At 52.6% G+C, this 11109-nt stretch carries 10 protein-coding genes; all 10 read right to left on the reverse strand.

What is annotated here, in order from left to right; translation table 11 throughout:
- Complete coding sequence (locus tag PUR_RS22060) at positions 1-1047, reverse strand: sensor histidine kinase (protein WP_179037113.1); 1047 nt, start codon at positions 1045-1047, stop codon at positions 1-3.
- 24 nt (positions 1048-1071) lie between these two features.
- The gene (liaF, locus tag PUR_RS22065; protein ID WP_179037114.1) at positions 1072-1719 is read right to left on the reverse strand and encodes a cell wall-active antibiotics response protein LiaF; all 648 of its coding nucleotides are present in this window, start codon (positions 1717-1719) and stop codon (positions 1072-1074) included.
- 176 nt (positions 1720-1895) lie between these two features.
- On the reverse strand, positions 1896-2597 hold the full coding sequence (locus tag PUR_RS22070) for a PspA/IM30 family protein (RefSeq protein WP_179037115.1): 702 nt from the start codon (positions 2595-2597) through the stop codon (positions 1896-1898).
- A 3-nt stretch (positions 2598-2600) separates the two neighbouring features.
- Positions 2601-3089 (reverse strand): PspC domain-containing protein, encoded by a 489-nt coding sequence (locus tag PUR_RS22075; protein ID WP_179037116.1) that lies wholly within the window; start codon positions 3087-3089, stop codon positions 2601-2603.
- Positions 3090-3093: 4 nt separating this feature from the next.
- Positions 3094-3768, reverse strand: coding sequence for a PspA/IM30 family protein (locus tag PUR_RS22080; protein WP_179037117.1), 675 nt, complete (start codon positions 3766-3768; stop codon positions 3094-3096).
- A gap of 43 nt (positions 3769-3811) precedes the next feature.
- The gene (locus tag PUR_RS22085; protein WP_179037118.1) at positions 3812-4117 is read right to left on the reverse strand and encodes a LiaF transmembrane domain-containing protein; all 306 of its coding nucleotides are present in this window, start codon (positions 4115-4117) and stop codon (positions 3812-3814) included.
- Between the two features lie 197 nt (positions 4118-4314).
- Entirely contained in the window at positions 4315-5559 is a 1245-nt protein-coding gene (locus PUR_RS22090; protein ID WP_179037119.1) for an extracellular solute-binding protein, read from the reverse strand.
- A gap of 48 nt (positions 5560-5607) precedes the next feature.
- Positions 5608-7182: a response regulator transcription factor gene (locus PUR_RS22095; RefSeq protein ID WP_179037120.1), complete on the reverse strand. Its 1575-nt coding sequence runs from the start codon at positions 7180-7182 to the stop codon at positions 5608-5610.
- Positions 7183-7205: 23 nt separating this feature from the next.
- Positions 7206-8996 (reverse strand): cache domain-containing sensor histidine kinase, encoded by a 1791-nt coding sequence (locus PUR_RS22100; RefSeq protein ID WP_179037121.1) that lies wholly within the window; start codon positions 8994-8996, stop codon positions 7206-7208.
- 89 nt (positions 8997-9085) lie between these two features.
- Positions 9086-10885 carry a glycoside hydrolase family 66 protein gene (locus PUR_RS22105; protein ID WP_179037122.1) on the reverse strand — a complete coding sequence of 600 codons (1800 nt, stop codon included), beginning with the start codon at positions 10883-10885 and terminating at the stop codon, positions 9086-9088.
- Between the last annotated feature and the right edge of the window lie 224 nt (positions 10886-11109).

Genomic DNA, 11109 nt, shown 5'->3' on the forward strand with positions numbered 1-11109 from the left:
CTAAATCCCCTTGTCCTCGCTGAGCAGCGGCACCGTAATCTCAATGCGCGTACCTTTGCCCGGCGCCGTTATGAACTGGATTGCCCCTCCCGTTTCTGTAATGCGCTCCTGCATATTGGACAGGCCGTAGGACGTCTGCTTGCCGGCATCCATATCGAAGCCGATGCCGTCATCGCGGATGGTCATGCGAACCGTATCGCTGCGCCGGTGGATGCGAATCTCCATTTTGTCCGCCTTGGCATGCCTCAGCGTATTGGAGATGGCCTCCTGCACAATGCGGAACAGGTGGTTCTCGATCCCCTTCACCAGCTGTACGCCAGGGTCCATCTCAAAATGGATATCCATCGGCACCTTCACCTGCAGCTCCTTGATCAATTCCCGGATGCCCTGTTCCAGCCGCTTTCCATCCAGATAGACCGGACGCAGATGGAGCAGCAGCGCCCTCATCTCCGATTGGGCCACGGCGGCCATCTCCTCGATCAGCGCAATCTGGCGCTGGGCCTTGTCGAAGTCCTTCTCCAGCGTCCGGCCGACAGCCGTCGCCGTCATCGAAATGGCGAACAGCTGCTGCGAGACCGCATCATGCAGTTCCCGGGCCAGACGCTGCCGCTCTTCTATAATCGCCGACACCCTCGCCTGTTCAGCAAGCTGGGCGTTATTCGTCGACAGCCGCTGAAGCGTCGTTACCTGGTCCTCCCATTTGCCGCCGATCACATTCAGCTGTTCCGCAAGCCGTCCCAGCTCGTCTTCGCCGAGTGACGGCATGGACAGCGTCAGGTTGCCTTTTTCCCACAGCAGCAGCGTCTCCCGCATCCGCTCAAGCCTGCGCTTGACCCGGAAGCTCTGATAAAAGCCGAAGCCTACGCCGAGACCGACCGGCAGAAGCAGCAGCGATACCGTCCGCAGCCCGAAGTTCAAGCTTTCAAAAGGACGCAAAAAACCGTATGTATACATAATGTACAAAATAACCAGCAGCAGGACAAAGGAGAACAGAGCTCCTTCGCCCATGCTGCGCGACACGATATTGGCATTCTTTTTATGATCCATCCGGAGCCCTCCCTCCTTATCCGCCTATGGCAATCTTACATCCAAATCTCCCATCAAATAAGAAACGCTAACCTTCACCCGTTGTTCGCTGCTCTCGTAGCCCGGAGATTTCCAGTTCAACCGGTTCATCATCCCCGTATCGCGCTGGCTGCCAAATTCGATGGAGCCGAACAGCACGAATGCATCGATCTCCACGCCATAACCATCCGCCAGATGCAGGTCCATATCGCCAAAAATCCCCTGAAACAGCATAATCGTTTCCTTGTCCTCCGCCATCGCCAGCGACAGATCCAGATCGGTTTCGCCGAGCACATGCCAGGCGCTGAGACTGTGCATCACCCAAGGCGAACGGTCCCAGTTAAAGCTTGAGGAGAAATTCTGCTTCTGGAGATGGTTCTTTCCATGCTGCAAGCCTTTGGATTTGACGAAGAACATCCCCAGCGAAATCAGGCAAATACCCAGCACCAGCACCAGATGATCCAGCAGCAGCATCACCGCGCCGATACCCAGCAGCGTATAGCCCTGCTTGATCTTCCCCAACTTGGTCCGGTAGATGCCCAGCAGCAGCAATAAAAGGGCGACAATGGAAAGGAAACCGATCCATCTGCCAAAAATCATCAAGCATCCGACAGCGATCAGTCCAATGGCTATCAAACGGTTTCGCTTTTCCATTTCGCACCTCCTGATGTAATATTAGTCCGGTCAGCCTTACGGCAACCCGGGACCCAAACGGCCGGAAAAGCCATGCCGGCATGGTGATCCATCCGTATGGCTTTACCCTCGTTTCAGCATATCATATCAACCTGTATTTATGGAACAGGCATTATCTCCGCCTTGCGTATTTCGGCTTATTCTTCCTTGCTCAGCGAAGGTCCGGCAGAACCGTTCAGCTTGCTCTTTAGCGCGTTCAGCTGCTCTTCCACTTTCAACTGCTTCTCGGCGTCGACAGGGCTGTAAGCGGCAGCGGCCGTCGGCCGGTACGGAGCGCGCAGCACATCGGCCTCGGCTTCAAGCTGCATGATCTTCTCTTCCATGCGGTGGAATCCAAGCGATGCGCTGCCGCTTTCGATGCTGTGCACGCTGCTGATTTGCGACATCTGCTTCTTCGCCTTGGCCATTTGAGCCCGGGATACGAGCTCATTGCGCTTGTTGCGCAGCTTGTAGAATTCATCCTTCATTTCATGCAGCTGCTGCACTAATTCCTTGGCATGGGCTTCCGCCTGTGTATGCAGTTCGCTGTATTCGCCGAATTTTTGGTCGAAGTAGATCTTCTCCTCCAGCAGCTTGCGCGCCACTTCCTCCTGGCCGTTCTTCAAGGCAAGCTCAGCCTGCCCGCCGCGCTGTCCGGACAATTTCTCCGCTTCCTCCACACGCTGCTTCATCCGGCGTTCATTGGCCATTTGTTTGGCAACCGTAACTTCCGCCTCGTGAATTTCGGCCTCCATATCGCGCAAATACTGGTTCAGCATGACAATCGGGTCTTCCACCTTATCCAGCAGATCGTTGACGGATGCTTTGGTCATATCTTTGATTCTTTTAAAAACTCCCATGTTTTACACTTCTCCCTTCTTATCTTCGTATTTGGAAAGCTTGCGTTTAAGCTCTTCGATTTCTTTTTGCATCGCTTTTTTCTCAATGTCCTTCATCATGTCGTCCAGACCGGAATCCTGCGCGGCGTAGCCGCCGGCTTTGCCGTATCGGGGATCATAATGATCATTCCGATCGTAGGGCCGCGCCCCGGGACCGAATGGACCGCGCGAACCACAGCCCCGGCGGCTATATCCGCCTTCGCTTCTGGAGTGCGGACCGTAACCGCCGTCCGCCATTTCGGGCCCGAAGCCGTAAGGGGGATAAGGTCCCGGCTCCTTCGGAAAGATCAGCGCTGCGATGAAATACACCGGAATAACGGCGCCGCCCGTAAAGGGAATGCTGATCAGCAGCACAATCCGCAGCAGCGTGGAGTCAATGCCGATCGCCTCCGCTAATCCGCCGGTAAGTCCTGTCAGTACTTTGTCGCGGGTAGATCGATACAATCTCGTCATAACGCTACTCCTTTCCTTCCTTGTTCAGCTTATCCTTCAGCTTGGCCAGCTCCCGTTCCAGAACACCGGCGACCGTCTCACCCGCCTGAACCGCGTATTCCTGGCCCATCCGCCGCAGGTCGCGGAGGCTTTTGGCCTCCAGCTCCCAGTCCGTGAGCCGGTCATCCAGACGCCCGAACATTTTCGGAATGTCGCCGCCTCCGTAAGCGGCGGCCCGCTGGTTCATCCGCTGCTGCAGCCGGAGCGTTTCCATCCGGGCCGCATAATACTGGCGCTTGCTGTACACCGACTGATACTCCATCTTCAGTTCGCCGAGCTGCTGTTCCAGTTCCAGCAGAGACTGCCGGCTTTGCTCCAGCAGACCGCTGTACTGCTCCAGCTTCTCCTCATAAATAATTTTCTCCTGCAGAGCCAGCTTTGCCAGATTGTCCTCGCCTGCCTTAAGAGCCAGCAGCGCCTGCTCCTCCCGCTTGTTCCTCATAGAAGTCGCCTGATCGACCTGATGCTGAAGCTGCTTCGTATGGTTCGCGTACTGCGTAAACAATCTTTCGGCTTCGCCTATTTCCTCGCGGGTCGTATACAGAAATTGATCGATCAGCTTCACGGGGTCCTGGCTTTGTTCAAGCTTTTCATTTAAATTGGCTACGGTAATGTCCCGCATTCGACGAAAAACGCTCATCTTGTACCGCTCCCTCCTTGCCGTTCATTTTAGTTCCGATCACTTATAAATAATGGTTGCTTCTCTTGCCTTTAAGTACCGATATTCCCCATACGACCAGCGCTACGCCGAGCAGCGGTCCGATCAGCCAAGCCAGCTTGCTGATCAGGGACATGATTCCGATAAACATGACGATCCAGCCGATCACTTTTCGTCCGCTCTTGATTCCGTAGTAACCGAGAACAACCAGCAGCACCGGGAACAGCAATCGGAAAATTCCGTGGATCAGCGGAAGCGCCATACCCAGCAGCATAATAGCGCCGATGGCAATCAGTATGAACGCGAGGCCGTTTCCTCTGTTTCTTTGCATCTTTCTCACCGCCTTTCGATGTCCTTCACCTTATGTTCTTATTGTAGGAGAATTCGGGTCCGTTCAAAACGGACCGGGGACGGTTTTTGAAACTGGACTTAAGGCGGGGCGGCATTAAGACTTCCGTTCTCTAACCCATACCGGGCGCTCGCCGAGAAAGCCTTGAATTCAAAAAAGACCCTTCGCAGGGTCTTGTTTCAGTAATCCGTATGATCCTCCAAAAGGCCGTCAATCTCGGCGGCCGCAAGGTCCAGGCCTTGCTGGACGGGCAACTCGCCCAGAAATATTTTGTGCAGGTATTGGGTATACACTAGTTCGATTTTGCTCCAGTTCTTGACCGTCGGCCGCAAAAAGCCATCGTCCACAGCTTCAACATAAGGATACAGGTAAGAATCCCGGCTGATCTTCATCACCTTGAGCGCCTCCCGGTTCGCCGGGATCAGCCCGGAACGGTACATAATGAGCTGCGCTTCCTTGCCGGTCATCCATTGAATAAAAGCCCATGCCTCTGCAGGATTCCGGCTGCCCTTCATAATGACCAGATTTTCGCCCCCGATAATCGACGTAGGGACATTGGAGTGCGGGAAGGGTACGGGCAAGGTCTGCTCAAGGGCAATATCAATCTCCGAACGCTTCATTAAACTGTAGAACCATGGCGCATCGTCGGTAACAAGCATGTTTCCGTTCCGCACTTTCTCCCAGTTGTCGCTATTCAGCGTCATCGCAGAGAGATGAATAAGCTTTTCCTTATATAATCCTGTCAGCTTCTCCACCGCACGGACGGTGCCCGGACTGTTCAAATAGCCTGTAGCCCTGGTAAATCCCGGGTCCACGAACGAACCTCCGAGGCTGTAGATGTACGGCAGCGTGTCCCAAGAGTTCAACCCCCCTAGTCCAATCGTAAAGCGGTGCTTGCGGGCAAGCTCCACAATCTCGTCCATCGTCCCAGGCGGCTCGGAATATCCCGCTTGTCTCAGCAGCTTCCGGTTAAATATAGCCGTCTTCGTGTACAGATTAAGCGGCAAAGAATAGTATTCATCTTGATAAAAGCCTATGCTGAGCCCCTTGTCGTAGAACGCAAATTGAAGCTGCTCAAATCCCGGAAATCCGTCCAGCGGCTCAAGGAGGCCTTTTTGCGCAAATTCCGGCACCCAGGCAATATCCATGCGCACCACATCCGGGCCGCGGTTGGAGGAAGCGCGTGCAATCAAGCTGTATTTAAGTTCATTGGAATTAGCCAAATTTATGCATTTAACCCGAATGTCTGGATTGTTCCGTTCAAAAGCCGGTATGAGTTCCTTCATCAGCAGCCGGGTTTCCTTATCATTGTACGTATGCCAGAAGGTAATGACCGTTTTGTCATTCCCGTGAAGCGTCTGAACCTGATCCGGTTCCGAGATTACGGATGCACCTGCACAACCGGCCGTTAACACTATCGTCATCAAACAGAATAACCGCCGGATAACAAAGACGGAAATCTCCCCCCTTCTTTACGGCTGAGCGCTGCTCTTCAGGCTTTCCCTATATTCGACCGGAGTGAGCCCTGTACCTTTTTTGAATACTTTGCTAAAGTATTTCACGTCTTTAAATCCCGCGCCTTGAGCGACATCATAAATCCGGGTGTCGTCCTGGGCGAGCAGCCGCTTGGCTTCCCGAATCCGCAGCTCGATCACATAATCGATAAAATTTCGGCCGGTTTGTTTCTTGAATAGGAGGCTGAAATAGCTTTTGCTCAGATGAATGGTATCCGCCACGCTCTGAAGCGTCAAATTTTCGGTAAAATGAGCGGCTATATACTCCAGCGCCCTCGTGATAAGCTGTCCCCCGTAACCGCTATCAGACAATGGTGGAATCATAGACATGCTGTTCTGCTCCAGTTCGCCAACCATGAATGCAGCCAGCTGCTCCAAAGTTTCCGTCTTACGGATCAGCTCCTGCTGTTCGGGAGGCAAGGATTCCGCGCCCGCTTCCAGCCGGTAAGTGCCGGCAAGCAGCACGCAGGCCTCCTGCTGAACCCGCTCCGGGCTCAAGGCCCCGCTCTTCCAGCGTTCAAGGGCAAAATCAATCGCATGGGAAGCCGGATCTCCTTTGCGGATCATCTCAAAAAACGGTTCCCAATCATCGGCATGTTCAAGGTCCGGTAACGATGGTTCATGATTGCTCTCCGGTCCTCCGCTTCCGAACAAGCCGCCCAATCCCTCGAAAAAGCGCCTTTGACAGGCAAAACGGCTCTCGGCATATCCTTTAAGAAGGCGGCCTGCCCCCTGCCCTATGGCTAAGCCTGCGGATGTCGAAATGTTCCATTCCGCTTCAACCCCCTTTTTCCACACTTGGACCTGCCGTACGGCTGCCTCCTCCTCTTGTTTCGGAAAGATAAGGAACAGGCTGCTTTCCGCCACCAGCAGCGCGCTTCCCTTCTCCATCCGCTCATAGAAAGCTTCCTGCAGGTCCTCGAGCAAGAGCTGAACATACAAATATCCGCTATTTTCTCTCCATTCTTCGGCACCGTCCAGCGTAAGATAGACACAGGCATAGGGTTCTTCGAGCCACTCTGGGGCGCCCGCCGCGGCGGACGGCGTGACCTGCTCCTGTACGATCCACCGCTTGATTTCCTGCTCCTCGCGCTTCCTTTCCAGATAAAGGGCGCTCTGCCGATACTGGATCAGCTCGGAATCCTGCTTCCTCTCGTCCTCCAGCATGGAAATGCTCCGGCGCAGGACGGCAAGAAGATCCTCCTTTTTCAAGGTCAGCTTTAACAAATAATCGACGGCGCCCAGCTTAAGCCCTTCTTTTACGTATTCGAAGTCACTGTAATTGCTGACCAGGATCACCTTAAGCCAAGGGCAAAGCGCCTGTGCCTGCTTCATCAGTTCAATACCGTTCATCAAAGGCATTTTGATGTCCGTGATCAGAATATCGAAGGACAGGCTCTCCAGCGCAGCGAGTGCCTCCGCGCCGTTCGCGTAGTGGTCCTCTACGGACATCCCTTCTTTTTCCCAATCGATAAACGCGCTGATCCCATGGCGGATCACAGGCTCATCATCTACGATAAGTACTTTATACATAGTGTTCCCCCCGCTCGCTAGTTCTAAGAGGTCGTTTCTTTCGGCTTTTTTAATAAAATGCGTACGGTCGTTCCTTGCCCGCGGCCGCTCACAATGGAACATTCCCAATTCTGGTTGTAATAAAGCCGCAGCGAGTCATAAATATGACGCAGACCGATGCCGATTTCTCCTTTTTCCACAGCGGTTTTCGCTTCATTTAACAGCATTAGTTTCTCTTTGCCAATGCCCCTGCCATCGTCTTCGACCCGAATTTCGAGTCCTTCACAGCTATTTGAGATCGTTATCGAAATTCTGCCATCCGTATTTTTCGGCACGATTCCATGGAAGATGGCGTTCTCCACCAACGGCTGCAGCAGCATGCGAGGAATCATGATCTTCTCCGTCCCGGGCTGGACATCCAGCTCCAGATGAAAGTTTTTTTCATAACGCAGCTCCAGAATGATCAGATACTTACGGATTATATCGAGCTCCTCATCCACTGTAATCATGACGCCATTCTTGCCCATGTTCGCTTCAAGCAGATGATTTAATGCCGACAACACCTCGGATGCGCGGCTGTTCTGGCCGGAGTCAATAAGCCACCGCAGCGTGCTGAGTGTGTTAAACAGAAAATGCGGGTGAATCCGGTGCATGACCGCCCGAAGCTCCGCGTGGTGCTTCTCGCTTTGTTCATTCTCGACCTGCTGCATTAATTTCCCGATTTCATGAACCATTTTGTTAAACTGCTTGCTCAAAAATCCGATTTCATCGGCCGTGCGAATGTCCGTCCGCGTCTCCAGATCGCCTTGCTGGACGCGCAGCATGCTTTGGGTAAGCTGCTTTACCGGTTTGGTCACCATCCCGGCCACGAAAAGGCCGATGCCGACCGCTAGCATGGAAAAAATGGCGGAAGTCAGCAATATCCGGCTCTGAAGCCGTTCCAGCTGTCCGCTGATTTCATTTACGGGAACGGTTCCCACAAGCATCCAGCCGTTGCTGAGCAGCTGCTTGACCCCGTAATAGGGGATGCCTTCCATTTGGAACTCGAACTCCACTCCGTCATTATCCACAATACTGGTATACAAATCGGGGTTCTGCACTCGCTTGTTGATCATTTTGAGATTGGAATCGATCATAATCCGCCCATCGGAATCGACGACGAAGAACTTGCCCGTATTCCCGAGCTTCAGCTTCCGGATCGTCCCCAAGATCGACTGCCCGTCCAAATGGACCTGCACCAGGCCGATATTGTTCATCGTGTCAAAGTCCTTCAGCACTCTTCCCACCGGTAGAACCAGATCCGTATTCTCTCCTCCGCCGCTGAAGTGGTCGTACTGGAGGCCTTGCCACACCAGCTCTCCGTCCTTGCGCTTCACTTCCTTCACCCAATCCTCGTCGGACAGGCGGATCTGTTTAAGCTCGGAGTCGGAAAAGGTTCCGCTGCCCCATCCTTTCCCCTCCTCCTTCAATAAATACACGATTTTGACGAAAGAGTTGGAATAGACGTAATTGTTCAGCAGCGTATTAATATACTGAAAATTCCAGAGACCCTGGTATGAAGGGTCACCGTTCACTTTCAGGGCGGCGCGCTGGATGTTCGGATCGCTGGAAATAAAATCGGAGGTATCAATCCCCACATTTAATATAAAAGAGAGCGAATCCGCCGTCTGCTCCGCAATCTGGAGCGTGGATTCTCTAACGTTCTTTTTGAGAATGGAGTCCGACACCCAGTAGAAGGATAAGCTTGTAAAGACGGTCGGAATCAAAATAACGAGCAGGAGAACCACGATGATTTTGGCGGTGAAGCTTTTGGATATTGTCATTGTTCGCAGCATACAGCCTCTCCTATTTCGTTTCTACTTAAAAGTGTACTCGATGTAAAACCCAATACCAATGTTATATACAGGAAAATCAAGAAACTCTTCTATTTCTTATATTCAATAACGGCCATATCCCAGTATTTCAGCGCTGGCAGCTTCCACTTCACAACGCCGTCCCGCTGTGAGAATGACAGCACCTGAGGCGAGCCTCCGTTATGATCGGGTGAAGCGAACCATACTTTGGACACCGGGCGATCCGTCTTAACGGAGACAGTAACGTTCCGCCTTTCCGCCGGCTCTGTCTGCGTTCCGTGATCATCATTCCAATCCATAGTGGAAGCATCGGTGAAATTGATAAAGTGCACGATGTCTCTTCCATCCATGCGTTTGGAGAAGGACCATACTTTGCCTTGTTCCGCTTGATCCGATATAGCGACCTCTTTCGTTCCTTCGGCTTTCAGGCCGGAATCTTTCGGGTGATCCCGCAGCAGATTCTGATACGCAACCAGAAAATCGTAGTATGAAACGAGCTGCTGTTCCAGTTCCGGGGATACACTTAAATTTTTATGAGGAAAATATTCTTTGGACAGCATATTCTCCCCCAGCTCCAGATGGGACCCGCCCGACGCAAAAATGACCGCATCCGTCAGCAGAATTCCCGGCGTGTTGAACGTTCCCGGCGCATCGGATAAATGATAATTCATATAAGCGGCAAGCACCGTGTTCAGCCGGTTTCCGCTGAATCTCGAATTCTCGTCAATCACTTCTTTTAAATTCCGGTACTGCGGATGGTTGCCCCATACTTCAGTGTACAGAAACTTGACGGGCGCTTCCTTCGCGATGGTTTCCTGGCCGAACTGGCCGACGGCGTTCATCACATAATCCACATCAAGCTTCTCCTTGGCCGCATTCAGGAACGACGGATATGTCGCGGCGAGATTTACACTTCTGCCGTCATGGGTCCACAACGCCCCCCTGTCTCCCAACTGATCCACATGCCAGCCGTCAAAGGGAAGCGTGTCGAACGTTTTCTTTTCTTTTTCGATCAAGTAATTCTGCCAATCCGGGTTAGAGGGATTATATAGATCAATATCGCTTGCCCATTCGTCCGGAAGAGGGTGCTTATCCTGATCGGTGCCGCCCGGGTCCTTGAACAAGCCCCACTCCCTGTTCACACCGTCCTGTTCCGCGTCCGCATAGGCGCCAAACAGCAGGTTATAGTTCATGGCCTTCATGCCGTGATCGTGGGCCAAGCCGATATAGTCTTTCACCGTATTAAACGATACGGAGCGGTTGGCAATATCCTTCCATTCCGCCGCCGGCCTTCCTTCTTCCCACCGAATCGGTTCCTGATGCTTATACTGCCAATCGTAGAACTGGATGCCATTGATATGGAAACGGTTCAGCCGTTCAATGACCCGCGACATCTCGCCCGTGTTCATGTTCGGGAAATCGGCCAGATAGCCGTACCGGGGGAATTTCCCCCAATCGGACGATACGTCCACACCAATGTTCATCTGATCCGCCTCACCGTCCCGCTCGTAGACGACTTCGGCCAAATAGCCTTGTCCCTCCTGCCGGGGCGGCTCCCAGCTCCAGACCAGCTTGTCCCCTTCAACGCGCAGCTTCTCTTCCTTTATGACCCTGTCCAAATGCAGATATCGGATATGGACGGTTCCGCCCGGTGCAGGCTGCTTTAACTTCAGCTCAAACCGGACATCTTCTCCCGGCCAGTAAGCCGCTTTATCCGTGGATAATCCTTTCAGTAGAGAGCCTTTATGAATGACCACATGCTTTGGCGGGGTCTCGGCGGTATTCCAAGTTTTTTGGCAGGCCGAAGTTAACGTTATAGCCGCGCAGACCGCAGCAACCCCGGCCATCCGCATCCACCTGGCGCGTTTCATTCTCCCACTTCCTGTTCTCATAGTTTTTGTTCATTATCCGGGAAACCCTCTTTCAGATCAAATGGCGATTTTTAACGGGAAATTCGCATTTTTGTTGTCATATCAACATTGTATACGCTAACAATTTTATGCGGTGTCTTATTTTTGCCAATTCACAAAAGATATTGCACCCCCTCTTGATTTTTTAAAAATTGAACTTTTTTGTTGAAAATTGTGTATTCCTT

The sequence above is a fragment of the Paenibacillus sp. URB8-2 genome, assembly GCF_013393385.1.
GTDB lineage: Bacteria > Bacillota > Bacilli > Paenibacillales > Paenibacillaceae > Paenibacillus_AQ.

Coding starts and splice junctions, on each gene's coding strand:
- PUR_RS22070 (WP_179037115.1), bottom strand. CDS start 2,597: ATGGGAGTTTTTAAAAGAATCAAAGATATGACCAAAGCATCCGTCAAC.
- PUR_RS22105 (WP_179037122.1), bottom strand. CDS start 10,885: ATGAAACGCGCCAGGTGGATGCGGATGGCCGGGGTTGCTGCGGTCTGC.
- PUR_RS22095 (WP_179037120.1), bottom strand. CDS start 7,182: ATGTATAAAGTACTTATCGTAGATGATGAGCCTGTGATCCGCCATGGG.
- PUR_RS22080 (WP_179037117.1), bottom strand. CDS start 3,768: ATGAGCGTTTTTCGTCGAATGCGGGACATTACCGTAGCCAATTTAAAT.
- liaF (WP_179037114.1), bottom strand. CDS start 1,719: ATGGAAAAGCGAAACCGTTTGATAGCCATTGGACTGATCGCTGTCGGA.
- PUR_RS22100 (WP_179037121.1), bottom strand. CDS start 8,996: ATGCTGCGAACAATGACAATATCCAAAAGCTTCACCGCCAAAATCATC.
- PUR_RS22060 (WP_179037113.1), bottom strand. CDS start 1,047: ATGGATCATAAAAAGAATGCCAATATCGTGTCGCGCAGCATGGGCGAA.
- PUR_RS22085 (WP_179037118.1), bottom strand. CDS start 4,117: ATGCAAAGAAACAGAGGAAACGGCCTCGCGTTCATACTGATTGCCATC.
- PUR_RS22075 (WP_179037116.1), bottom strand. CDS start 3,089: ATGACGAGATTGTATCGATCTACCCGCGACAAAGTACTGACAGGACTT.
- PUR_RS22090 (WP_179037119.1), bottom strand. CDS start 5,559: ATGACGATAGTGTTAACGGCCGGTTGTGCAGGTGCATCCGTAATCTCG.